The organism is Azoarcus sp. Soil_N_20, from assembly GCF_057656155.1.
In genome coordinates, this window is record NZ_JBDGKX010000009.1 from 1 (window position 1) to 20,204 (window position 20,204).

The window sequence follows — 20,204 nt, forward strand, 5'->3', positions numbered from 1 at the left end:
AAGAAGGTCTGCGCTTCGCGATTCGCGAAGGCGGCCGTACCGTTGGCGCCGGCGTCGTCGCCAAGATCATCGAGTAACACTTCTTGCGCGGAGCCGACTGGCTCCGCATTCGCTCTTTGGGAACAACATCATGCAAAGCCAGAAAATCCGCATCCGTCTGAAAGCCTTCGACTACCGTCTCATCGACCAGTCGGCGCTGGAAATTGTCGAGACCGCCAAGCGTACCGGCGCCGTCGTTCGTGGCCCGGTGCCGCTGCCGACGCGCATCGAGCGTTTCGACCTGTTGCGTTCGCCGCACGTGAACAAGGCGTCGCGTGACCAGATGGAAATCCGTACCCATCAGCGTCTGATGGACATCATCGATCCGACTGACAAGACGGTCGATGCGCTGATGAAACTGGACCTTCCGGCGGGCGTCGACGTCGAGATCAAGTTGCAGTAAGGCTGCGCTTGCATTCATTTCGATAGGGCCGGTATAATCCGGCCCTTGTGCCTTTTGGCGCAATTTATTTTTGGTTCGACCCCCGGTCAATCGAAACCGGGAATCAGGAGAAAAAAATGAGTCTAGGCCTTGTAGGGCGCAAGGTCGGCATGACTCGCATCTTTGCCGAAGATGGTAGAACCATCCCGGTGACGGTGCTTGACGTGTCCGACAATCGTGTGTCCCAGATCAAGACGCCTGAATCCGACGGTTATGCCGCGGTTCAGGTCGCAGTTGGTAAGCGTCGCGCCAGTCGCGTCGTCAAGTCGCTCGCCGGGCATCTTGCCAAGGCGGGAGTCGAGCCCTGCCGCATTCTGCGCGAATTCCGTATCGATGCCGAACAGGTTGCCGCCTTCAAGGCCGGTGATGTGGTCGGTGCCGACGTGTTCGCAGCGGGTCAGAAGGTCGATGTGACCGGCGTGTCCATCGGCAAGGGTTTCTCCGGTGTTCAGAAGCGTCATAACTTCGCCTCCAACCGTGCTTCGCACGGTAACTCGCTGTCGCACAATTCGGCGGGTTCCATCGGTATGGCGCAGGATCCTGGTCGTGTGTTTCCTGGTAAGCGGATGGCCGGTCAGTACGGCAACGTCCAGGTGACGACCCAGGGTCTCGAAGTCGTCCGGGTGGACGTCGAGCGGCAGCTGCTCCTGATCAAGGGTGCGGTGCCGGGCTCCAAGGGTGGCGACGTTGTCGTTCGTCCCGCGGTCAAGGCTTGAGGGGCGATAGACAATGGAACTGAAACTCTTGAATGATCAGGGTGAAGCCTCGTCGACGCTGCAGGCGTCCGACGTGCTGTTTGCCCGTGAGTACAATGAAGCGTTGATCCACCAGCTCGTGACCGCCTATCAGGCGAATGCGCGCTCGGGCAATCGCGCTCAGAAGGGGCGCTCGGAGATCGCGAAGTCGACCCGCAAGCCGTTCCGCCAGAAGGGTACGGGCAATGCACGTGCCGGTATGGCGTCGAGCCCGCTGTGGCGCGGTGGCGGCAAGATCTTCCCGAATTCGCCCGACGAGAACTTCTCGCAAAAGGTTAACCGCAAGATGTATCGCGCCGGTGTGGCGGCGATCCTCTCGCAACTGGCTCGCGAAGACCGCCTGGCCGTTGTCGAGGACTTCAGCGTCGAGGCGCCGAAGACCCGCATGCTGGTGCAGAAGCTCAAGGGAATGGGGCTGGACTCCGTGCTGGTGATCACCGATGGCCTGGACGAGAACCTGTTCCTGTCCTCGCGCAACCTGAACAAGGTGCTGGTGCTCGACGTCCACGAAGCCGACCCGGTGTCGCTGGTGCGTTTCCCGAAGGTGCTGGTCACCAAGGGTGCGCTGGCCAAGATGGAGGAGGCGTGGCAATGAGCGCTATTAGCCAGGAACGTCTGCTGCAGGTGCTGCTCGCACCGCAGATTTCCGAGAAGGCGACTTATGTCGCCGACAAGAACGAGCAGGTGGTGTTCAGGGTCGTGTCCGACGCAACCAAGCCCGAAGTGAAGGCCGCTGTAGAGCTGCTGTTCAAGGTCGGGGTGAAGTCGGTCCAGGTCCTGAACGTCAAGGGCAAGGCCAAGCGCACGGGCAAGACCGCCGGTCGTCGCAAGGACTGGAAGAAGGCCTTCGTTTGCCTCAAGCCCGGCCAGGAAATCAACTTTGTGGCTGGGGAGTAATCAATCATGGCACTGGTAAAACTCAAGCCTACCTCGGCCGGTCGTCGTGCGATGGTCAAGGTGGTCAATCCGGACCTCCACAAAGGGCGTCCGTTCGACGGTCTGATCGAGAAGAAGATCAGCAAGGCCGGTCGTAACAACAGCGGTCGCATCACCGTGCGTCATCAGGGCGGTGGTCACAAGATGCATTACCGCGTCATCGATTTCCGTCGCAACAAGGACGGTATCGTGGCCAAGGTCGAGCGCCTCGAGTACGACCCCAACCGTTCGGCGAATATCGCCCTGCTGTGTTATGCGGACGGCGAGCGTCGTTACATCATCGCCCCGCGCGGTGTGGCGGTGGGTCAGTCGATCGTGAGTGGCGTCGAAGCCCCGATCAAGCCGGGCAATGCGCTTCCGATCCGTAACATCCCGGTCGGTTCGACGATTCACTGCGTCGAGATGATGCCGGGCAAGGGCGCGCAGATGGCGCGCGCCGCCGGCACCTCGGTCCAGCTGTTGGCGCGTGAGGGTGTCTATGCCCAGCTTCGCCTGCGTTCCGGCGAGATTCGCCGGGTGCACGTCGAATGTCGCGCCACGATTGGTGAAGTCGGCAACGAAGAGCACAGTCTGCGCAAGATCGGCAAGGCCGGCGCAAACCGTTGGCGTGGTATCCGCCCGACCGTTCGTGGCGTTGCCATGAACCCGGTGGATCACCCGCACGGTGGTGGTGAAGGTCGTACTGGCGAAGGTCGCGTTTCGGTCAGCCCGTGGGGCACGCCTGCCAAGGGTTATCGTACCCGCAGCAACAAGCGCACCGACACGATGATCGTGCAGCGTCGTCACAAGCGTTAAGGGGTAACAGATGGCACGTTCTATCAAGAAAGGCCCGTTCATCGACGCGCACCTTCTGAAGAAGGTCGACGCCGCACGGGGTAGCAACGACAAGCGCCCGATCAAGACCTGGTCGCGTCGTTCCACCGTCCTGCCCGATTTTGTCGGGCTGACGATCGCTGTCCACAATGGTCGCCAGCACATTCCGGTTTATGTGTCGGAGAACATGGTCGGCCACAAGCTCGGCGAGTTTGCGCTGACGCGGACCTTCAAAGGGCACGCGGCTAGCAAGAAGGCGAAGAGGTAATCATGGAAACCAAAGCAATTCTCCGTGGTGTTCGTCTCTCTGCTCAGAAAGGTCGTCTGGTTGCCGATCTGGTGCGTGGTCGGCCGGTCGGTCAGGCGCTCAACGTGCTGGCCTTCTCGCCGAAGAAAGGCGCGAAGATCATCCGCAAGGTGGTCGAGTCCGCGATCGCGAACGCAGAGCACAACGACGGCGCTGATATCGATGCACTGAAGGTCAAGACGATTCACGTGGAAGAGGGGACGACGCTCAAGCGTTTCACCGCGCGTGCAAAGGGTCGTGGAAATCGCATTTCCAAGCCCACCTGCCACATCTACGTGACCGTCGGCGAGTAAGGAGCATATATGGGTCAGAAAATACATCCCACTGGATTCCGCCTCGCCGTAACGCGTGACTGGAGTTCCCGTTGGTACGCATCGAGCAAAGATTTTCCGAAGATGTTGCAAGAGGATCTGAAGGTTCGTGACTACCTGAAGAAGCGTCTCGCACATGCATCGGTGGCGCGCGTGGTCATCGAGCGGCCGGCCAAGAATGCCCGCATCACGTTGTACAGCGCCCGTCCGGGCGTCGTGATCGGCAAGAAGGGCGAGGATATCGAGGCGCTCAAGCGTGATCTGCAGAAGATCATCGGTGTTCCTGTCCATGTGAACATCGAAGAGGTTCGCAAGCCTGAGATCGACGCCAAGCTGATTGCCGACTCGATCGCGCAGCAGCTCGAGAAGCGGATCATGTTCCGTCGCGCCATGAAGCGGGCGATGCAGAATGCCATGCGGCTCGGTGCCCAGGGTATCAAGATCATGAGCGCCGGACGTCTTAACGGTGCCGAGATCGCCCGTACCGAATGGTATCGCGAAGGTCGTGTGCCGCTGCACACCCTGCGCGCGAACATCGACTACGGCGTTTCGGAAGCGAAGACTACCTACGGCATCATCGGTATCAAGGTCTGGGTATACAAGGGCGAAATGCTGGGTCGCAACGAGCAGCCGGTTGCCGCCGAGCCCGAGGCCGATAGCCGCCGCGCACGTCGCGGTGCACCGCGTGGTGATGACGCTCGTCCGGGTCGTCGTCCGGCGCGCCGGCCAGAAGAAAGCAGGAGTGAATAATGCTGCAGCCGTCGAGAAGAAAGTATCGCAAGGAGCAGAAAGGCCGTAACACGGGTGTTGCCACCCGTGGGGCCAAGGTCAGCTTCGGGGATTTCGGTCTGAAGGCTATCGGGCGTGGTCGCCTGACGGCGCGCCAGATCGAATCCGCGCGTCGTGCAATGACGCGTCACATCAAGCGTGGCGGCCGGATCTGGATCCGCATTTTCCCGGACAAGCCGATTTCGCGTAAACCGGCTGAAGTTCGGATGGGTAACGGTAAGGGCAATCCCGAGTATTGGGTCGCGGAGATCCAGCCGGGCAAGGTGCTCTACGAAATGGATGGCGTGGACGAGACGCTCGCGCGTGAGGCTTTCCGGCTTGCAGCCGCCAAGCTTCCGCTCGAAACCGTGTTTGTCACCCGTCAGATGGGGTAAGCATGAAAGCGAGTGAACTCCGCGCCAAGGGCGCTGACGAATTGAACCAGGAGTTGCTCGAGCTGCTGAAGGCGCAGTTTTCCCTGCGCATGCAACATGCAACACAGCAACTCGGCAACACGAGCCAAATGGGCAAGGTGCGTCGCGACATCGCGCGTGTCCGTACGCTCCTTCGCGAAAAGGCGGGTCTGAAATGAGCGAGCAAGCAGAAAAGGTTCGCCGCGCCCTCGTCGGGCGTGTTGTGAGCGACAAGATGGACAAGACGGTCACCGTGCTCGTCGAGCGCCGCGTCAAGCACCCGCTTTACGGCAAAATCATTACCCGTTCGGCCAAGTATCACGCGCACGTGGAAGATCGTGCCGCTACCGCGGGTGATCTGGTCGAGATCGAAGAGTGCCGGCCCATTTCGCGCACCAAGACCTGGCGGGTGACGCAAGTCCTCGAAAAGGCTAGTGTGATCTGATCGGGTTGGTTCGCAATATTTGTCTGAACAGCTTGGCGTGAATTCGCCAAGCTGTTATACTTTCAAATCTTGCTCCGGGATTCGTCGGGGCATCCTACCCTGACGGGTTCCAATACTGACCGCGCTGCGGGATAAGTTGGAGATAAATTCATGATTCAAATGCAGTCCAGGCTCGACGTGGCCGACAACACCGGCGCACGTTCGGTGATGTGCATCAAAGTACTCGGCGGATCGAAGCGTCGGTATGCCGGTATCGGTGACATCATCAAGGTCACCGTGAAGGATGCTGCGCCTCGCGGCCGTGTCAAGAAAGGTGATGTCTACAACGCAGTTGTGGTTCGTACTGCCAAGGGTGTTCGTCGTCCCGACGGATCGCTGGTCAAGTTCGACAACAATGCGGCTGTGCTCTTGAACAACAAGCTCGAGCCGATCGGTACCCGCATCTTCGGGCCGGTTACGCGTGAGCTGCGCTCGGAACGGTTCATGAAGATCGTCTCGCTTGCGCCGGAAGTGCTCTGAGGAGTCGATGAGATGAACAAGATCCGCAAGGGTGATGAAGTCGTGGTGCTGACGGGTAAAGACCGCGGGCGCCGAGGCGCTGTGGTGCGTCGCGTCGATGACGAGCGCTTGGTGGTGGAGGGTGTGAATCGGGTGAAGAAGCATGTCCGTCCGAATCCGCTCAAGGGTGAAGTGGGTGGTATCGTCGAAAAAGAGATGCCCATTCATGTTTCGAACATCGCGCTGTTCAATCCCGCGTCGCAGAAAGCTGACCGCGTCGGGATCAAGGTGCTTGAGGATGGTCGCAAGGCCCGCTTCTTCAAGTCGAACGGCGAGCTGGTGGACGCGTAAGGAGTGACAATGGCTCGCTTTCAACAGATTTACAAGGATGCTGTGGTGCCGGAACTGCTCAAGCAGTTTGCCTACAAGTCCGTCATGGAAGTGCCGCGCATCACCAAGATCACCCTGAATATGGGTGTCGGTGAAGCAGTTGGCGACAAAAAGGTTCTCGAGCACGCAATGGGCGACATGACCAAGATTGCGGGTCAGAAGCCGGTGTCGACGAAGGCTCGCAAGTCAATTGCCGGCTTCAAGATCCGTGATGGATATCCGATCGGCTGCATGGTTACGCTGCGCGGGCCGAAGATGTACGAGTTCTTCGATCGCCTGGTGACGATTGCGCTGCCGCGTGTTCGTGACTTCCGTGGTATTGCGTCGAAGGGTTTTGATGGTCGTGGCAATTACAACCTCGGCGTCAAAGAGCAGATCATCTTTCCCGAGATCGAATACGACAAGATTGATGCCCTCCGCGGGATGAACATCAGTATCACGACGACTGCCAAGAGCGACCAAGAGGCGCGTGCGCTGCTGAGTGCGTTCAAGTTTCCGTTCAAGAATTGAGGGTGATATGGCGAAACTGGCTCTGATCAATCGCGAAGAGAAGCGTCGCAAGACGGTGGTGAAGTACGCCGCCAAGCGTGCAGCGCTGAATGCGCAGATCAATGATATGAAGTTGTCCGAAGAGGAGCGCATGTCCGCTCGTCTTTCGTTGCAGCAACTGCCGCGCAACGCGAGCCCGGTTCGTGCTCGCAATCGTTGCAGTCTGACGGGGCGCCCGCGTGGTGTGTTCCGCAAGTTTGGTCTCTGCCGTAACAAGCTGCGGGAAATTGCTTTCCGCGGCGAAGTGCCTGGCATGACCAAGGCGAGCTGGTAAGGAGAATAGAAAGATGAGTATGTCCGATCCGATCGCCGACATGCTGACGCGGATTCGCAATGGGCAACAGGCCCAGAAAGCGAACGTGAGCATGCCCTCGTCGAAAGTGAAGGTGGCGATCGCCAAGGTTCTTCAGGATGAAGGCTATATCGATGGCTACGTGGTCCGTGATGTCGACGGCAAGCCGCAACTCGATGTGGCTCTCAAATACTATGCCGGCCGCCCGGTCATCGAGCGCATCGAGCGTGTCAGCCGCCCTGGGCTGCGCGTCTACAAGGGCAGCGAAGATCTGCCGCGCGTGATGAATGGTCTGGGTGTTGCCATTGTGTCGACCCCCAAGGGTTTGATGACCGATCGTACCGCCCGCTCCAGTCGGGTTGGTGGCGAAGTCATCTGCCTGGTCGCGTAAAGGGGGATTTCATGTCTCGTGTAGCTAAGAATCCGGTCGCGATCCCCGGTGGTGTCGAAGTCACGATTTCGGCCGCCGAACTTGCAGTCAAGGGGCCGCTCGGTACGATTCGCCAGGCGATCAGCCCGGCGGTGACCGTCGAGCGTGAAGGCGATATGCTCGTGTGCAAGGCGCGCGAGGGTGTGGCCAACGGCGTAGCCATGTCGGGCACCATTCGTGCGTTGGTGAACAACATGGTCATCGGCGTCACCAAGGGCTTCGAGCGCAAGCTGAACCTGGTAGGCGTGGGGTATCGCGCACAGGCTCAGGGCGACAAACTGAATCTCTCGCTGGGTTTCTCCCATCCCGTTGTGCACCAGTTGCCCGACGGCGTGAAGGCCGAAACTCCCACCCAGACCGAAATCGTGATCAAGGGTATCGACAAGCAGCAAGTCGGTCAGGTCGCGGCCGAGGTACGGGCATACCGCGCTCCCGAGCCCTACAAGGGCAAGGGCGTCCGTTATTCGGACGAAGTGGTTATGCTCAAGGAAACCAAGAAGAAGTAAGGCGGTTCGTCATGAACAAGAAAGAAACTCGTCTTCGCCGTGCGCGCAAAACTCGCGCCAAGCTCGCGGAGCTCAAGGCGGTGCGCCTCACCGTGTTCCGGTCCAACTGCCACATGTACGCCCAGGTGATCTCGGGCTGCGGCTCGGTCGTTCTGGCGTCGGCTTCGACGGTGGAGCCGGCGGTGCGAGCACAGGTTGCAAACGGCGGCAACAAGCAGGCAGCAGAAGTGGTCGGCAAGTTGATCGCCGAGCGCGCAAAGGCTGCCGGGATCGAGACGGTCGCATTCGACCGCTCCGGCTTCCTCTACCATGGCCGCGTCAAGACGTTGGCTGAGGCTGCCCGCGAAGGCGGCCTTAAGTTCTAAGCGAGGATTCGAATGGCTAAGCAACAAAGCAAGCGCCCGCAAGCCTCCGAGGAGCGCGACGACGGACTGCGCGAAAAAATGGTCGCGATCAATCGCGTGACCAAGGTCGTGAAGGGTGGTCGTATTCTCGGCTTCGCTGCGCTGACCGTGGTTGGTGATGGCGACGGCGGTATTGGTATGGGCAAGGGCAAGTCGCGTGAAGTGCCGGTTGCGGTACAGAAGGCGATGGACGAAGCGCGCCGCAAGCTCGCCAAGGTGCCGCTCAAGAGCGGTACCCTGCACCACACCGTGATCGGCAAGCATGGCGCCGCGTCGGTGCTGATGCAGCCGGCGCCGGTCGGTACCGGGATCATCGCCGGCGGCCCGATGCGTGCTGTGTTCGAGGTGATGGGTGTGACCGACATCATCTGCAAGTGTATCGGTTCCACCAACCCGTACAACGTGGTGCGAGCCACGATCAACGGGCTGATGGCGATCAACACCCCGTCAGTGATTGCAGCCAAGCGCGGCAAGTCTGTCGAAGAGATTCTGGGGTAAGCGATGTCCGACAAGAAAATCAAGGTCACGCTCGTGAAGAGTGTGATTGGAACCAAACAATCACACCGCGCGACGGTACGTGGTCTGGGCCTTCGTCGCCTGAATCACAGCGTCGAGTTGATCGATACCCCGGAAGTTCGGGGCATGATCAACAAGGTGTCCTATCTGGTTAAGTACGAGGCTTGAAATGCGCCTGAATACTATTAAGCCGGCCACCGGCTCGAAGTTCGCTGCCAAGCGCGTCGGGCGTGGGATGGGTAGTGGCCTGGGCAAGACCTGCGGTCGCGGTCACAAGGGGCAGAAGTCCCGTGCCGGCGGCTTTCACAAGACCGGTTTCGAGGGCGGTCAGATGCCGCTGCAGCGTCGTTTGCCGAAGCGCGGCTTCGTCTCGCTGACGCGCGCACGCAATGCCGAAGTCCGCCTGTCGGAGCTCGCGGCTCTTCCGGTCGACGAAGTGGATTTGCTGGTGTTGATGCAGGCCGGTGTCGTTCCGGCTGACACGCTTTCGGCCAAGGTCGTGCTGTCCGGCGATCTCGGCAGCAAGAAGGTCGTGCTCCGCGGCGTCGGCGCAACGCGTGGTGCCCGTGCAGCCATCGAGGCTGCTGGTGGTTCCGTGGCGGCTGATTAAGCAAGGGTACGATTGTGGCCAATCCAGCTGCCACGGTTGGGAAGTCCGGGCGTTTTGGTGATCTCAAAAGCCGATTGTTGTTCCTGATCGGTGCGTTGATCGTCTATCGCCTGGGCGCCCATATACCGGTTCCCGGCATCGATCCCGAGCGCCTTGCGGAGCTTTTCCAGTCGCAGGCCGGCGGAATTCTGGGTGTGTTCAACCTGTTTTCCGGTGGGGCGCTGTCGCGGTTCACGATTTTTGCTCTGGGCATCATGCCTTACATTTCGGCATCGATCATCATGCAGTTGATGACGGTGGCGGTCCCGCAGTTCGAGGCCCTGAAGAAGGAAGGCGAGGCGGGCAGGCGCAAGATTACGCAGTACACCCGGTACGGCACGCTGGTGCTGGCGTTCGCGCAGGGCCTCGGGATTTCGATCGCGCTCGAGGGGCAGGCCGGTCTGGTGCTCGATCCGGGGTTGACGTTCCGCTTCGTGACCGTATCGACGCTGGTCACCGGCACGATGTTCCTGATGTGGATGGGCGAGCAGATTACCGAGCGTGGTATCGGTAACGGCATTTCGTTGATCATCTTTTCAGGCATCGTAGCGGGCTTGCCGAGCGCGATTGGGGGGCTTTTCGAGCTGGTTCGCACTGGCGCGATGCATCCTTTCACGGCGTTGCTGATCTGTGTGCTGGTGGTAGTGGTCACCGGGTTCGTGGTGTTCGTCGAACGCGGGCAGCGAAAGATCCTGGTCAATTACGCAAAACGGCAGGTCGGCAACAAGGTGTTTGGCGGGCAAAGCTCCCATCTGCCGCTGAAGCTGAATATGTCGGGTGTGATTCCGCCGATTTTTGCATCGAGCATCATTCTGTTCCCGGCCACGCTGGGTCAGTGGTTCGGTGCTTCGGAAGGAATGACCTGGTTGCGCGACATCGCATCGACGCTGTCACCGGGCCAGCCGATTTACGTAATGCTGTATGCAGTGGCAATCGTGTTTTTCTGCTTTTTCTACACCGCGCTGGTTTTCAATGCGCGTGAAACGGCGGACAACCTGAAGAAGAGTGGTGCGTTCGTGCCGGGTATCCGGCCGGGCGACCAGACCGCGCGCTACATCGACAAGATCCTGATGCGTCTTACGCTTGCAGGTGCGGTTTACATCACCCTGGTTTGCCTGCTGCCGGAGTTCCTGATCCTGAAATGGAACGTTCCGTTCTACTTCGGTGGCACATCGCTGTTGATTATCGTGGTCGTGACGATGGATTTCATGACCCAGGTTCAGGCATCGGTGATGTCGCACCAGTACGAGAGCCTGTTGAAGAAAGCGAATTTCAAAGGCGCAGGTCTCCCAATCAGGTGAGAGATGGCGAAGGAAGACGTAATCGAGATGCAGGGGGAGGTCACCGAGAACCTTCCCAATGCAACGTTCAGGGTGAAACTCGAGAACGGCCATGTAGTGCTCGGACATATTTCCGGGAAGATGCGGATGCATTACATCCGGATTCTTCCCGGCGACAAGGTTACCGTCCAGCTGACCCCGTATGACCTGACCAGGGGTCGGATCGTGTTCCGGACCAAGTGAAAGAAATTAGAAACAGGAGCAAGTCATGAGAGTCCAGGCTTCAGTAAAGAGGATCTGCCGCAACTGCAAGGTCATCCGTCGTAAGGGCGTAGTGCGGGTTATCTGCACCGATCCGCGGCACAAGCAGCGCCAGGGTTGATCTTGTCAGTCCCAGGTATTAATATTTAATGTTTAGCGTTTTGGGGTAAACGAATGGCCCGTATTGCTGGGGTAAACATTCCCAACCACAAGCATGCCGAGATCGCGCTGACCGCTGTCTATGGGATCGGCCGTTCGCGTGCTCAAAAGATTTGCGATGCTGCTGGTATTGTCCGCTCGGTCAAGATGAAAGATCTGACCGAGTCGGACATGGAGAAGCTGCGCGATGAAGTGGCTCGGTTTGTGGTGGAAGGCGACCTGCGTCGCGAAGTAACCATGAACATCAAGCGTCTGATGGACCTGGGTTGCTACCGTGGTGTCCGTCACCGCCGTGGTCTTCCGTGTCGCGGTCAGCGGACGCGCACCAATGCTCGTACCCGGAAGGGTCCGCGCAAGGCGATCGCTGGCAAGAAGTGATAGGAACCAATAATGGCTAAGACTGCAACCAAGGTCCGTAAAAAGATCAAGAAGAACGTGGCGGAAGGTATTGTCCACGTTCACGCAAGCTTCAATAACACCATCATCACGATCACCGATCGTCAGGGCAACGCCCTGTCGTGGGCGACGTCGGGTGGTGCCGGTTTCAAGGGTTCGCGCAAGAGCACGCCGTTTGCTGCCCAGGTGGCAGCCGAGGCGGCCGGCAAGGTGGCGCAGGAATGCGGCATCAAGAACCTCGAAGTGCGCATCAAGGGGCCTGGCCCCGGGCGTGAGTCCGCGGTACGTGCGTTGAATGCGCTGGGGATCAAGATCTCCAGCATCACCGATATCACGCCGATCCCGCATAACGGCTGCCGTCCGCCCAAGAAGCGCCGTATCTGACAAGGAGTTGAAACGTGGCTCGTAATCTCGACCCGAAGTGCCGTCAGTGCCGTCGCGAGGGTGAAAAGCTGTTCCTGAAGGCCGAAAAGTGCTTTACCGATAAATGCGCGATCGAGCGCCGGGCGTACGCGCCGGGTCAGCACGGTCAGCGTTCCGGTCAGCGTCTCTCCGGCTATGGTGTCCAACTGCGTGAAAAGCAAAAGATCCGCCGTCTTTACGGCGTGCTCGAGAAGCAGTTCCGCCGGGTGTATTCTGAAGCCGATCGTCGTCGCGGGCAGACAGGTGAAAACCTGCTGCAATTGCTCGAAGGTCGTCTGGACTCCGTCGCCTATCGCATGGGCTTTGGTGGTTCGCGTGCAGAAGCTCGTCAGGTGGTGCGGCACAACGGCGTGCTGATCAACGGCAAGCGTGTGAATATCCCGTCCTACCTGGTTCGTCCGGGCGACGTGGTTGAGCTCGTCGAGCGCGTCCGCAGTCACCTGCGGGTCAAGGCTGCGCTCGAAGCTGCCGAATCGCGCGGGTTCCCGGAGTGGCTTGAAGTCGACACCAAGGCTGGCAAGGGTGTGTTCAAGGCCTATCCGCAGCGCAGCGAACTGCCGCCCACAATCAATGAAGGTCTGGTTGTGGAACTGTACTCCCGCTAATCGGGGAGTCGAGCTTCTAGTTCCGAGGAAATGTTGATGCAAAGCAATGCACTGCTGAAACCGCGCATCATCGACGTCCAGAGTATCTCGCCGGTACAGGCGCGGGTGACGATGGAGCCGTTCGAGCGCGGGTTTGGCCATACCCTGGGGAATGCGCTGCGGCGCATCCTCCTGTCGTCGCTGCCCGGGCACGCGGCGACGGAAGTGACGATCGAAGGCGTGCTGCACGAGTATTCGACGCTGGATGGCATGCGCGAAGATATCGTCGACCTGCTGCTGAACCTGAAGGGTGTGGTGTTCAAGCTCCACAACCGTTCCGAGACGACGCTTCGTCTGGTGAAATCGGGCGAAGGGCTGGTGACTGCGGCCGATATCGAGACCGGACATGACGTCGAGATCATCAATCCGGGGCATGTCATTGCGCATCTCGCTCCGGGCGGCAATCTCGACATGCAGATCAAGGTCGAGGAAGGCCGTGGCTACGTCCCCGGCAACACCCGACCGGTGAGCGGCGAAAGCAAGACGATCGGTCGGGTCGTACTCGACGCGTCGTTCAGTCCGGTTCGGCGCGTCAGCTACCTGGTCGAGAGTGCCCGGGTCGAGCAGCGTACCGACCTCGACCGCCTGGTGATCGATATCGAAACCAACGGTGCGGTGGATCCCGAAGAGGCGATTCGCTATGCAGCCCGTGTGTTGCGAGATCAGCTGGAGGTCTTCGCCGACCTTCAAGGCACCCCAGCCGAGACAGTGACGGTCAAGCCGGTCACGATCGACCCGGTTCTGCTGCGCCCGGTCGATGATCTCGAACTGACGGTGCGTTCGGCCAATTGTCTCAAGGCCGAGAACATCTATTACATCGGGGATCTCATCCAGCGCACCGAGACGGAATTGCTGAAGACGCCGAACCTCGGCCGCAAGTCGCTGAACGAGATCAAGGAAGTGTTGGCCACGCGTGGGCTGACCCTGGGGATGAAACTGGAAAACTGGCCGCCGGCCGGGCTCGAGAAGCTCGGTTGATCGGTGTCAGTGAAGTGAGGAAATAACATGCGTCACCGTAATGGTCTTCGCAAGCTGAACCGGACGAGCAGCCATCGTCAGGCGATGTTCCGCAACATGGCCAACTCTCTGCTGCGTCACGAAGTCATCAAGACGACGCTGCCGAAGGCGAAGGAACTTCGCCGCGTGGTTGAGCCGATGATCACCCTGGGCAAGAAGCCCAGCCTTGCCAACCGTCGTCTGGCGTTCGATCGCCTGCGCGACCGCGAAATGGTGGTCAAGCTGTTCGATGAGTTGGGCCCGCGTTATGGCACCCGCAACGGCGGCTATCTGCGTATCCTGAAGTGCGGTTTCCGTGATGGCGACAATGCACCGATGGCGTTCGTCGAGCTGCTCGATCGTCCCGACGTCGATGTGGTCGTCGAAGAGGAAGCTGTTGCCGCCTGAAACGGATCTTCGCAGGATCCGTGTGGTATAAAAAAGGTCGGGATTCCCGGCCTTTTTTTTGTCCGGAGATCTCCTTCGAGGAAGCTTCAATGAGCGTTATTCTGGTCACTGGTGGCGCGGGCTATATCGGTTCGCATACCTGTCTAGCCTTGTTGCGAGGCGGGCATGAGGTGGTTGTCGTCGATGACTTCTCGAATTCGTCGCCGCTTGCCCTCGAACGAGTGCAGATGTTGGCGGGAAGGCGGCTGCGGGCAGCCATCCGGGCGGACGTGCGCGACCGCTCGGCGCTCAAGGCGGTGTTCCACGCCCATCCCGTGGGGGCGGTCATCCATTTTGCCGCGAAGAAGGCGGTGGGTGAATCGGTGCGGATTCCGCTGAACTACTACGACAACAATCTGGGCGGACTGGTGGCTCTGCTCGAGGTCATGGCGGCGAGCGAGGTGAAACGCCTGGTGTTCAGTTCATCGGCTACCGTCTACGGGGATCCTGCCTCGGTTCCGATCGAGGAGCATTTCCCGACTTCCGCAACCAATCCCTATGGGCGGACCAAGCTCATGAGCGAGGAGATCCTGCGCGATGTGACGGCGGCGGATCCGTCCTGGAAGGTAGTGTTGTTGCGCTACTTCAATCCGGTCGGTGCCGACGAGAGCGGTCAGATCGGCGAGGATCCGAACGGGCTTCCGAACAATCTGATGCCCTACGTGAGCCAGGTGGCGGTCGGCAAGCTCGCCGAACTGCAGGTGTTCGGCGACGACTATCCGACGCTTGACGGGACCGGCGTGCGTGACTATATCCATGTCGCCGACCTCGCCCGTGGGCACGTCAGTGCGGTGGAGCGCTTCGATGTGCTTCCGGCGGTGACGACGCTCAATCTCGGTACGGGTCGGGGATACAGTGTGCTCGAAGTGGTTCGCGCTTTCGAGGCGGCGTCGGGGCGCCCGGTTCCCTACCGCATCGTGCCGCGGCGCGCGGGCGATGTTGCCGAGTGCTGGGCCAATCCGGCTCTTGCGGGGCGCGTACTAGGTTGGCAGGCAGAGCGCGACCTCAACACGATGTGCCGCGACGCATGGCGCTGGCAGCAGCGCAATCCCGACGGGTACAACGCGCGCTGAGCAGAATGCCGCAGGCTACCAGGGGCGGCGGATGCGGTTCCGGTATTGCACGTCGTGCGGCAGCAATCCCTGCATGGACTCGAGGTGGCTGCGAAAGAGTTCGCTCGCCTCGGCGAGGGTCGCCGCATTGAGCAGCGGAAGTTCGCTTTGTCGGGCGGTCAGGCGTGCGAGCTGTTCGAACGCATGTTTGCGCGCGTGTTCCTCGGCCGGAAGGTATAGGCCGAGCCCGGCGTCCTTCAGGGTTTTCATGAACCGGAGGCGTCGTTCGACGCGTTGCATGAATTGCGCTTGAGCGGTGGTGTTCGGGTCGGTCATGCGTCACGTCCTGTGCAGATGTTTACGACGATATCGGTATGCCGGTGGCAATGCTGCGCAAGTGATAGTCGTCACCGGGCGTAAGCATGCATCCAAGTGGTCCGGGCGGTCAATTCGGCAACAGTCTTCGCAGATAGCGGCCGGTGTGGCTGGCCTCGCAGGCGGCAACGTGTTCCGGAGGCCCGGCACAGATGATGGCCCCGCCGCCGGCGCCGCCTTCGGGACCGAGATCGATCACCCAGTCCGCGGTCTTGATCACGTCCAGGTTGTGTTCGATCACCACAATGGTGTTGCCATGGTCGCGCAAGCGATGGAGCACCTTGAGGAGCAATTCGATGTCCTGGAAGTGCAACCCCGTGGTCGGTTCGTCGAGGATGTACAGGGTGCGCCCGGTGTCCCGCTTCGAGAGCTCGAGCGCCAGTTTCACCCGCTGCGCTTCACCGCCGGATAGCGTCGTGGCGCTCTGGCCGAGGCGAATGTAGCCGAGGCCGACGTCGGTCAGGGTGTCGAGCTTGCGGGCGACGCTCGGCACCGGGCGGAAAAAATCGAGAGCGTGCTCGACGGTCATTTCGAGGACCTCGAAGATGGTCTTTCCTTTGTAGCGGATCTCCAGTGTTTCCCGGTTGTAGCGTTTTCCGTGACAGCTATCGCATGGCACATACATGTCCGGAAGGAAGTGCATCTCGACCTTGATCATGCCGTCGCCCTGGCAGGCCTCGCAACGCCCGCCCTTGACGTTGAACGAAAAGCGCCCCGGTCCGTAGCCGCGTGCGCGGGCCTCCGGCACCCCGGCGAAGAGCTCGCGGATCGGCGTCATCAGGCCGGTGTAGGTGGCCGGGTTGGAGCGCGGGGTGCGGCCGATCGGTGATTGATCGACGTTGATGACCTTGTCGAAGACCTCCAGTCCTTCGATCCCGTCATGCGGCGCGGCGTCCAGGTTGCTGCCGTAGAGCCGGTGGGCCGCGAGCGCGGCGAGGGTGTCGTTGATCAGGGTGGACTTGCCCGATCCCGAGACGCCGGTGACGCAGGTGAATAGCCCCACGGGCAATTCAAGCCTGACATCTTTCAGGTTATTGCCACGGGCACCGTGCAACATGACCATCCGCGTCGGGTCCGGCGCGATGCGCCGAGCGGGCGCGGCGATGCGCCGCCGTCCGGACAGGTAGGCGCCGGTGACCGACGCTTCGTTGGCGATGACTGTCTCGGGACGGCCGCAGGCGACGATCTCGCCCCCGTGTTCACCGGCGCCTGGGCCCATGTCGACGAGATAGTCGGCACTGCGAATGGCATCTTCGTCGTGCTCCACCACGATCACGGTATTGCCCAGGTCGCGCAGGTGGCGCAGGGTTTCCAGCAGGCGCGCGTTGTCGCGCTGATGCAGGCCGATCGAGGGTTCGTCGAGCACATACATCACCCCGGTCAGGCCCGACCCGATCTGGCTTGCGAGGCGGATGCGCTGGGCCTCGCCGCCCGAAAGCGTGTCTGCAGCACGATCGAGCGACAGGTAGTCGAGCCCGACATTGGTGAGGAAGCTGAGGCGATCGGCAATTTCCTTGACGATCTTCTCGGCAATCTGCGCCCGGTGGCCCTCGAGTTTCAACTGGGCAAAGAAGGCCATGCACTCGCCGAGCGGGAGCCGGCTCACGCCTGGCAGTGCCATGCCGCCGATCAGGACGTGGCGGGCGTCGGCACGCAAACGGGTGCCTTCGCAGGCTGGGCAGGGACGATTGGTGCGGTACTTCAGGAGCTCCTCGCGCACTGCAGCCGAGTCGGTTTCACGAAAACGGCGTTCGAGGTTGGGAATGATGCCCTCGAACGGGTGCTCCTTGGCGACCATGCGCCCGCTGTCTGCGAGGTAGCGGAAAGCGATTTTCTCGCGCCCCGAGCCGTGCAGCACCGTGTCGCGGATCGGTGCAGGCAGGACCTCGAACGGGGTCTCGATGTCGAATCGGTAGTGCGATGCGAGACTGGTGAGCATCTGGAAATAGAACTGGTTGCGCCGGTCCCAGCCACGGATCGCGCCGGAAGCGAGGGACAGATCCGGATGGGCGACCACCCGCGCCGGGTCGAAAAAGTCGATCTGGCCCAGCCCGTCGCACTTGGGGCAGGCGCCGGCCGGATTGTTGAACGAGAACAGCCGCGGTTCCAGTTCGCCCAGCGCATAGCTGCAGATCGGGCAGGCGAAGCGGGCGGAGAAAAGATGTTCGCGTTCGCTGTCCATCTCGACCGCAATCGCACGGCCATCGGCATGCATCAGCGCAGTTTCGAAGGATTCCGCGATGCGTCCGCGCAGGTCGCCACGGACCTTGATGCGGTCGATGACGACCTCCACCGTGTGCTTGCGCCCCTTCTCCAGCGGCGGCACGTTGTCGAGCTCGTGGACCCTGCCATCCACCCGCACGCGGACGAAGCCCTGCGCACGGAGTTCGGCGAACAGGTCGTGCTGCTCGCCCTTGCGCCCGCTCACGACCGGGGCGAGGATCATCAACCGCGTTTCGGCGGGCAGCGCCAGCACGTGATCGACCATCTGCGACACGCTTTGTGCTTCGAGGACATGGGTCGGATGCTCGGGGCAATGCGGAGTGCCGGCGCGGGCGTAAAGCAGGCGCAGATAGTCGTGGATTTCGGTGACGGTCCCCACTGTCGATCGCGGGTTGTGGCTGGTCGCCTTCTGCTCGATCGAAATCGCGGGTGAGAGGCCCTCGATCAGGTCGACGTCGGGCTTCTCCATCAGCTGCAGAAACTGTCGCGCGTAGGCCGACAATGATTCCACGTAACGACGCTGGCCTTCCGCGTACAGCGTGTCGAACGCGAGTGACGACTTCCCCGAGCCCGACAGTCCGGTGATGACCGTCAGCCGGTTGCGCGGCAGATCGAGGCTGACATTCTTGAGGTTGTGGGTGCGGGCACCGCGAATGCGGATTTCGTCCATGGACTTGGCTGCACGGGAGGTAACGCAAAACTATAAGAGAGAAGCGGCTCCGGGCCAATGTTAGAATCACTTTCTTTTTTCCGCGCACCCCGCATGTCCTTACCCGTACGCGATTCGATGACGCCTGCCGAACGACGCGCGGGCGTCAGCCTGGCATCCATCTTCGCGTTGCGCATGCTCGGGTTGTTCCTGATCCTGCCCGTGTTCGCGGTGCATGCGCACACGATTCCGGGGGGCGACAACCTGACCCTGGTCGGCCTGGCGATCGGCGCCTACGGCCTCACCCAGGCCTGCCTGCAGATTGCCTTCGGTGCCGCATCCGACCGCCTTGGGCGCAAGCCGGTGATCCTCTTCGGACTGGCGCTGTTCGTGGTCGGCAGCGGCGTGGCCGCCATAGCGGACGACATCTACATGATCATCGCCGGGCGGGTGCTGCAGGGCGCCGGCGCGATCTCGGCGGCAGTGACGGCGCTGGCGGCGGACCTTACCCGCGACCAGCACCGGACCAAGGTGATGGCGATGATCGGCTCGAGCATCGGTCTGGTCTTTGCGTTGTCGATGGTTGCTGCGCCGCTGCTCTACGCTGCGATCGGCATGAGCGGGATCTTCTGGCTCACCGCCTTGCTCGCCTTTGGTGCCATGGGCGTGGTGATCTGGATCGTGCCGGCGGCGCCACCGGTGCCGCGTGCCAATGGCGGAAGATTTGTCGATATCCTGGTCGACGGGCAGCTGATGCGGCTCAACTTCGGCGTGTTCGCGCTGCATCTGATCCAGACCACGATGTGGGTGATGGTGCCCGCCGCACTGGTGGCCAAAGGCGGCCTGCCGCTGATCGAGCACTGGAAGGTGTATCTGCCCGCGGTGCTGCTGTCCTTTGTCGCGATGGTGCCGGCGGTGATCATTGCCGAGCGCCACGGTCGCCTCAAGCAGATCTTCAACGGCGCGGTCGCGCTGCTCGTGGTGGTCCAGTTCGGGCTCTATGCCTGGGCGGACGGACTCGTTCCGATCGCATTGTGGCTGACGCTGTTCTTTGTCGCCTTCAATATTCTCGAGGCCACCCAGCCGTCGTGGATCTCGCGCATTGCCCCGCCGGCGGCCAAGGGCACTGCGCTCGGGGTCTACAACACCTTGCAGTCGCTAGGGCTGTTCCTCGGTGGCCTGCTTGGCGGCTGGCTCGGGCAGCGCTATGGCGGTGGCGCCGTAAGCCTGGCCTGCGGCATCCTTGCGCTGCTCTGGCTGATGCTGGCAACAAGCATGAACCCCCCGCCGGTCCGCGTGGTTCCCGCGCCGGCCCGGAACTGATACCCACTGATAGGAGAACGGGATGGCATCCCTGAACAAAGTCATTCTGATCGGCAACCTCGGCAAGGATCCCGAAACCCGCTATGCCCCGAGCGGCGACGCGATCACCAACCTGACCCTGGCGACCACCGAAACCTGGAAGGACAAGGGCACCGGCGAGCGTCGCGAAGCGACCGAATGGCACCGGGTCGTTTTCTTCGGAAAGGTCGCGGAGATCGCGGCGCAGTACCTCCGCAAGGGCTCGCAGGTCTATGTCGAAGGCCGGTTGCAGACGCGCAAGTGGCAGGACAAGGACGGACAGGACCGCTATACCACCGAAATCCGCGGGGACGAGATGAAGATGCTCGGCCGTCGCGAGGGCGCTGGCGAGGGTCCTGCGCGCGGTGGTGACAGCGCCGGTTATGATGCGCCCCCGTCCGCCCCGTCACGCCAGCCCGCACCGGCACCCGCGCCGGCGGCGAAGCCGGCACCGGGCGGTTTCGGCGATTTTGACGACGATATTCCGTTCTGAGG

Annotated in this window: 35 protein-coding genes; 33 read left to right on the forward strand and 2 right to left on the reverse strand. The window is 61.1% G+C overall.

Going from position 1 to position 20,204, the window contains the following annotated elements; all coding sequences use genetic code 11:
- The 31 genes from AC3A35_RS17560 to galE all read left to right on the forward strand — a co-directional run.
- Window positions 1-77, forward strand: a 77-nt coding sequence (locus AC3A35_RS17560; RefSeq protein WP_201785588.1) for an EF-Tu C-terminal domain-related protein, incomplete at its 5' end; no start/stop codon positions are given.
- Window positions 78-130: 53 nt separating this feature from the next.
- Window positions 131-442 carry a 30S ribosomal protein S10 gene (gene rpsJ, locus AC3A35_RS17565; protein ID WP_136385039.1) on the forward strand — a complete coding sequence of 104 codons (312 nt, stop codon included), beginning with the start codon at window positions 131-133 and terminating at the stop codon, window positions 440-442.
- A 116-nt stretch (window positions 443-558) separates the two neighbouring features.
- Complete coding sequence (gene rplC, locus AC3A35_RS17570; protein WP_487437700.1) at window positions 559-1,197, forward strand: 50S ribosomal protein L3; 639 nt, start codon at window positions 559-561, stop codon at window positions 1,195-1,197.
- 13 nt (window positions 1,198-1,210) lie between these two features.
- Window positions 1,211-1,831, forward strand: a complete 621-nt coding sequence (gene rplD / locus AC3A35_RS17575) for a 50S ribosomal protein L4 (RefSeq protein ID WP_487437494.1) — start codon at window positions 1,211-1,213, stop codon at window positions 1,829-1,831.
- Window positions 1,828-2,133 carry a 50S ribosomal protein L23 gene (gene rplW, locus AC3A35_RS17580; RefSeq protein ID WP_487437495.1) on the forward strand — a complete coding sequence of 102 codons (306 nt, stop codon included), beginning with the start codon at window positions 1,828-1,830 and terminating at the stop codon, window positions 2,131-2,133. Before rplD ends, rplW begins: the two co-directional genes overlap by 4 nt.
- A 6-nt stretch (window positions 2,134-2,139) precedes the next feature.
- A complete protein-coding gene (gene rplB, locus AC3A35_RS17585) occupies window positions 2,140-2,967 on the forward strand; it encodes a 50S ribosomal protein L2 (RefSeq protein WP_487437496.1) in 828 nt (275 codons plus the stop codon).
- 10 nt (window positions 2,968-2,977) lie between these two features.
- Entirely contained in the window at window positions 2,978-3,253 is a 276-nt protein-coding gene (rpsS, locus tag AC3A35_RS17590) for a 30S ribosomal protein S19 (protein WP_300440681.1), read from the forward strand.
- A gap of 2 nt (window positions 3,254-3,255) precedes the next feature.
- On the forward strand, window positions 3,256-3,585 hold the full coding sequence (gene rplV, locus AC3A35_RS17595; RefSeq protein WP_487437497.1) for a 50S ribosomal protein L22: 330 nt from the start codon (window positions 3,256-3,258) through the stop codon (window positions 3,583-3,585).
- A 9-nt stretch (window positions 3,586-3,594) separates the two neighbouring features.
- Entirely contained in the window at window positions 3,595-4,353 is a 759-nt protein-coding gene (rpsC, locus tag AC3A35_RS17600; protein ID WP_487437498.1) for a 30S ribosomal protein S3, read from the forward strand.
- Window positions 4,353-4,766 carry a 50S ribosomal protein L16 gene (gene rplP / locus AC3A35_RS17605; RefSeq protein WP_487437499.1) on the forward strand — a complete coding sequence of 138 codons (414 nt, stop codon included), beginning with the start codon at window positions 4,353-4,355 and terminating at the stop codon, window positions 4,764-4,766. Before rpsC ends, rplP begins: the two co-directional genes overlap by 1 nt.
- Window positions 4,767-4,768: 2 nt before the next feature.
- Window positions 4,769-4,963, forward strand: coding sequence for a 50S ribosomal protein L29 (rpmC, locus tag AC3A35_RS17610; protein WP_487437500.1), 195 nt, complete (start codon window positions 4,769-4,771; stop codon window positions 4,961-4,963).
- Window positions 4,960-5,229 carry a 30S ribosomal protein S17 gene (gene rpsQ, locus AC3A35_RS17615; protein WP_487437501.1) on the forward strand — a complete coding sequence of 90 codons (270 nt, stop codon included), beginning with the start codon at window positions 4,960-4,962 and terminating at the stop codon, window positions 5,227-5,229. Before rpmC ends, rpsQ begins: the two co-directional genes overlap by 4 nt.
- Window positions 5,230-5,379: 150 nt before the next feature.
- Complete coding sequence (gene rplN / locus AC3A35_RS17620) at window positions 5,380-5,748, forward strand: 50S ribosomal protein L14 (protein ID WP_004258229.1); 369 nt, start codon at window positions 5,380-5,382, stop codon at window positions 5,746-5,748.
- Window positions 5,749-5,760: 12 nt separating this feature from the next.
- A complete protein-coding gene (gene rplX, locus AC3A35_RS17625) occupies window positions 5,761-6,078 on the forward strand; it encodes a 50S ribosomal protein L24 (RefSeq protein WP_487437502.1) in 318 nt (105 codons plus the stop codon).
- A gap of 9 nt (window positions 6,079-6,087) precedes the next feature.
- Window positions 6,088-6,627, forward strand: coding sequence for a 50S ribosomal protein L5 (gene rplE, locus AC3A35_RS17630; protein ID WP_487437503.1), 540 nt, complete (start codon window positions 6,088-6,090; stop codon window positions 6,625-6,627).
- 7 nt (window positions 6,628-6,634) lie between these two features.
- On the forward strand, window positions 6,635-6,940 hold the full coding sequence (rpsN, locus tag AC3A35_RS17635) for a 30S ribosomal protein S14 (protein ID WP_487437504.1): 306 nt from the start codon (window positions 6,635-6,637) through the stop codon (window positions 6,938-6,940).
- A 13-nt stretch (window positions 6,941-6,953) separates the two neighbouring features.
- On the forward strand, window positions 6,954-7,349 hold the full coding sequence (rpsH, locus tag AC3A35_RS17640) for a 30S ribosomal protein S8 (RefSeq protein WP_487437505.1): 396 nt from the start codon (window positions 6,954-6,956) through the stop codon (window positions 7,347-7,349).
- Window positions 7,350-7,360: 11 nt separating this feature from the next.
- Entirely contained in the window at window positions 7,361-7,894 is a 534-nt protein-coding gene (gene rplF, locus AC3A35_RS17645; RefSeq protein WP_487437506.1) for a 50S ribosomal protein L6, read from the forward strand.
- Between the two features lie 11 nt (window positions 7,895-7,905).
- Window positions 7,906-8,259: a 50S ribosomal protein L18 gene (rplR, locus tag AC3A35_RS17650; protein ID WP_487437507.1), complete on the forward strand. Its 354-nt coding sequence runs from the start codon at window positions 7,906-7,908 to the stop codon at window positions 8,257-8,259.
- A gap of 12 nt (window positions 8,260-8,271) precedes the next feature.
- On the forward strand, window positions 8,272-8,796 hold the full coding sequence (gene rpsE / locus AC3A35_RS17655) for a 30S ribosomal protein S5 (RefSeq protein ID WP_487437508.1): 525 nt from the start codon (window positions 8,272-8,274) through the stop codon (window positions 8,794-8,796).
- Between the two features lie 3 nt (window positions 8,797-8,799).
- Complete coding sequence (gene rpmD / locus AC3A35_RS17660) at window positions 8,800-8,982, forward strand: 50S ribosomal protein L30 (protein ID WP_487437509.1); 183 nt, start codon at window positions 8,800-8,802, stop codon at window positions 8,980-8,982.
- A gap of 1 nt (window position 8,983) precedes the next feature.
- Complete coding sequence (gene rplO / locus AC3A35_RS17665; protein WP_487437510.1) at window positions 8,984-9,424, forward strand: 50S ribosomal protein L15; 441 nt, start codon at window positions 8,984-8,986, stop codon at window positions 9,422-9,424.
- A 14-nt stretch (window positions 9,425-9,438) separates the two neighbouring features.
- Window positions 9,439-10,764, forward strand: coding sequence for a preprotein translocase subunit SecY (secY, locus tag AC3A35_RS17670; RefSeq protein ID WP_487437511.1), 1,326 nt, complete (start codon window positions 9,439-9,441; stop codon window positions 10,762-10,764).
- Window positions 10,765-10,767: 3 nt separating this feature from the next.
- On the forward strand, window positions 10,768-10,986 hold the full coding sequence (gene infA, locus AC3A35_RS17675; protein ID WP_487437512.1) for a translation initiation factor IF-1: 219 nt from the start codon (window positions 10,768-10,770) through the stop codon (window positions 10,984-10,986).
- A 25-nt stretch (window positions 10,987-11,011) separates the two neighbouring features.
- Complete coding sequence (rpmJ, locus tag AC3A35_RS17680) at window positions 11,012-11,125, forward strand: 50S ribosomal protein L36 (protein WP_159683631.1); 114 nt, start codon at window positions 11,012-11,014, stop codon at window positions 11,123-11,125.
- Window positions 11,126-11,178: 53 nt separating this feature from the next.
- Window positions 11,179-11,541, forward strand: a complete 363-nt coding sequence (gene rpsM / locus AC3A35_RS17685) for a 30S ribosomal protein S13 (protein ID WP_487437513.1) — start codon at window positions 11,179-11,181, stop codon at window positions 11,539-11,541.
- A gap of 12 nt (window positions 11,542-11,553) precedes the next feature.
- On the forward strand, window positions 11,554-11,943 hold the full coding sequence (gene rpsK, locus AC3A35_RS17690) for a 30S ribosomal protein S11 (RefSeq protein WP_110522862.1): 390 nt from the start codon (window positions 11,554-11,556) through the stop codon (window positions 11,941-11,943).
- Window positions 11,944-11,957: 14 nt separating this feature from the next.
- On the forward strand, window positions 11,958-12,587 hold the full coding sequence (rpsD, locus tag AC3A35_RS17695; protein WP_487437514.1) for a 30S ribosomal protein S4: 630 nt from the start codon (window positions 11,958-11,960) through the stop codon (window positions 12,585-12,587).
- A gap of 36 nt (window positions 12,588-12,623) precedes the next feature.
- On the forward strand, window positions 12,624-13,604 hold the full coding sequence (locus tag AC3A35_RS17700; protein ID WP_487437515.1) for a DNA-directed RNA polymerase subunit alpha: 981 nt from the start codon (window positions 12,624-12,626) through the stop codon (window positions 13,602-13,604).
- A gap of 27 nt (window positions 13,605-13,631) precedes the next feature.
- Complete coding sequence (gene rplQ, locus AC3A35_RS17705) at window positions 13,632-14,030, forward strand: 50S ribosomal protein L17 (protein ID WP_487437516.1); 399 nt, start codon at window positions 13,632-13,634, stop codon at window positions 14,028-14,030.
- Window positions 14,031-14,119: 89 nt separating this feature from the next.
- Complete coding sequence (gene galE / locus AC3A35_RS17710; RefSeq protein WP_487437701.1) at window positions 14,120-15,142, forward strand: UDP-glucose 4-epimerase GalE; 1,023 nt, start codon at window positions 14,120-14,122, stop codon at window positions 15,140-15,142.
- Window positions 15,143-15,157: 15 nt separating this feature from the next.
- Here galE and AC3A35_RS17715 read toward each other — a convergent pair whose 3' ends face one another.
- Together AC3A35_RS17715 and uvrA are read right to left on the reverse strand one after the other, a co-directional pair.
- On the reverse strand, window positions 15,158-15,457 hold the full coding sequence (locus AC3A35_RS17715; protein WP_487437517.1) for a hypothetical protein: 300 nt from the start codon (window positions 15,455-15,457) through the stop codon (window positions 15,158-15,160).
- 109 nt (window positions 15,458-15,566) lie between these two features.
- Window positions 15,567-18,389 (reverse strand): excinuclease ABC subunit UvrA, encoded by a 2,823-nt coding sequence (gene uvrA, locus AC3A35_RS17720; RefSeq protein WP_487437518.1) that lies wholly within the window; start codon window positions 18,387-18,389, stop codon window positions 15,567-15,569.
- Between the two features lie 93 nt (window positions 18,390-18,482).
- Between uvrA and AC3A35_RS17725 the strand changes: the two genes are divergently transcribed.
- Complete coding sequence (locus AC3A35_RS17725) at window positions 18,483-19,691, forward strand: MFS transporter (protein ID WP_487437519.1); 1,209 nt, start codon at window positions 18,483-18,485, stop codon at window positions 19,689-19,691.
- 22 nt (window positions 19,692-19,713) lie between these two features.
- On the forward strand, window positions 19,714-20,202 hold the full coding sequence (ssb, locus tag AC3A35_RS17730; RefSeq protein WP_487437520.1) for a single-stranded DNA-binding protein: 489 nt from the start codon (window positions 19,714-19,716) through the stop codon (window positions 20,200-20,202).
- The last annotated feature ends 2 nt before the right edge of the window (window positions 20,203-20,204 follow it).

Bases quoted from the DNA above. Each gene is read 5' to 3' on its own strand.
- rpsQ (WP_487437501.1), top strand. From the start codon at position 4,960: ATGAGCGAGCAAGCAGAAAAGGTTCGCCGCGCCCTCGTCGGGCGTGTT.
- galE (WP_487437701.1), top strand. From the start codon at position 14,120: ATGAGCGTTATTCTGGTCACTGGTGGCGCGGGCTATATCGGTTCGCAT.
- rplC (WP_487437700.1), top strand. From the start codon at position 559: ATGAGTCTAGGCCTTGTAGGGCGCAAGGTCGGCATGACTCGCATCTTT.
- infA (WP_487437512.1), top strand. From the start codon at position 10,768: ATGGCGAAGGAAGACGTAATCGAGATGCAGGGGGAGGTCACCGAGAAC.
- rpsC (WP_487437498.1), top strand. From the start codon at position 3,595: ATGGGTCAGAAAATACATCCCACTGGATTCCGCCTCGCCGTAACGCGT.
- rplR (WP_487437507.1), top strand. From the start codon at position 7,906: ATGAACAAGAAAGAAACTCGTCTTCGCCGTGCGCGCAAAACTCGCGCC.
- rplB (WP_487437496.1), top strand. From the start codon at position 2,140: ATGGCACTGGTAAAACTCAAGCCTACCTCGGCCGGTCGTCGTGCGATG.
- rpsE (WP_487437508.1), top strand. From the start codon at position 8,272: ATGGCTAAGCAACAAAGCAAGCGCCCGCAAGCCTCCGAGGAGCGCGAC.
- rplE (WP_487437503.1), top strand. From the start codon at position 6,088: ATGGCTCGCTTTCAACAGATTTACAAGGATGCTGTGGTGCCGGAACTG.
- rpmC (WP_487437500.1), top strand. From the start codon at position 4,769: ATGAAAGCGAGTGAACTCCGCGCCAAGGGCGCTGACGAATTGAACCAG.
- rpsK (WP_110522862.1), top strand. From the start codon at position 11,554: ATGGCTAAGACTGCAACCAAGGTCCGTAAAAAGATCAAGAAGAACGTG.
- rplW (WP_487437495.1), top strand. From the start codon at position 1,828: ATGAGCGCTATTAGCCAGGAACGTCTGCTGCAGGTGCTGCTCGCACCG.
- uvrA (WP_487437518.1), bottom strand. From the start codon at position 18,389: ATGGACGAAATCCGCATTCGCGGTGCCCGCACCCACAACCTCAAGAAT.
- rplV (WP_487437497.1), top strand. From the start codon at position 3,256: ATGGAAACCAAAGCAATTCTCCGTGGTGTTCGTCTCTCTGCTCAGAAA.
- rpsJ (WP_136385039.1), top strand. From the start codon at position 131: ATGCAAAGCCAGAAAATCCGCATCCGTCTGAAAGCCTTCGACTACCGT.
- rpmJ (WP_159683631.1), top strand. From the start codon at position 11,012: ATGAGAGTCCAGGCTTCAGTAAAGAGGATCTGCCGCAACTGCAAGGTC.
- rplP (WP_487437499.1), top strand. From the start codon at position 4,353: ATGCTGCAGCCGTCGAGAAGAAAGTATCGCAAGGAGCAGAAAGGCCGT.
- rpsM (WP_487437513.1), top strand. From the start codon at position 11,179: ATGGCCCGTATTGCTGGGGTAAACATTCCCAACCACAAGCATGCCGAG.
- rplN (WP_004258229.1), top strand. From the start codon at position 5,380: ATGATTCAAATGCAGTCCAGGCTCGACGTGGCCGACAACACCGGCGCA.
- ssb (WP_487437520.1), top strand. From the start codon at position 19,714: ATGGCATCCCTGAACAAAGTCATTCTGATCGGCAACCTCGGCAAGGAT.
- AC3A35_RS17725 (WP_487437519.1), top strand. From the start codon at position 18,483: ATGTCCTTACCCGTACGCGATTCGATGACGCCTGCCGAACGACGCGCG.
- AC3A35_RS17700 (WP_487437515.1), top strand. From the start codon at position 12,624: ATGCAAAGCAATGCACTGCTGAAACCGCGCATCATCGACGTCCAGAGT.
- rplD (WP_487437494.1), top strand. From the start codon at position 1,211: ATGGAACTGAAACTCTTGAATGATCAGGGTGAAGCCTCGTCGACGCTG.
- rplO (WP_487437510.1), top strand. From the start codon at position 8,984: ATGCGCCTGAATACTATTAAGCCGGCCACCGGCTCGAAGTTCGCTGCC.
- rplF (WP_487437506.1), top strand. From the start codon at position 7,361: ATGTCTCGTGTAGCTAAGAATCCGGTCGCGATCCCCGGTGGTGTCGAA.
- rpsS (WP_300440681.1), top strand. From the start codon at position 2,978: ATGGCACGTTCTATCAAGAAAGGCCCGTTCATCGACGCGCACCTTCTG.
- rpsH (WP_487437505.1), top strand. From the start codon at position 6,954: ATGAGTATGTCCGATCCGATCGCCGACATGCTGACGCGGATTCGCAAT.
- rpsN (WP_487437504.1), top strand. From the start codon at position 6,635: ATGGCGAAACTGGCTCTGATCAATCGCGAAGAGAAGCGTCGCAAGACG.
- AC3A35_RS17715 (WP_487437517.1), bottom strand. From the start codon at position 15,457: ATGACCGACCCGAACACCACCGCTCAAGCGCAATTCATGCAACGCGTC.
- rplQ (WP_487437516.1), top strand. From the start codon at position 13,632: ATGCGTCACCGTAATGGTCTTCGCAAGCTGAACCGGACGAGCAGCCAT.
- rpmD (WP_487437509.1), top strand. From the start codon at position 8,800: ATGTCCGACAAGAAAATCAAGGTCACGCTCGTGAAGAGTGTGATTGGA.
- rplX (WP_487437502.1), top strand. From the start codon at position 5,761: ATGAACAAGATCCGCAAGGGTGATGAAGTCGTGGTGCTGACGGGTAAA.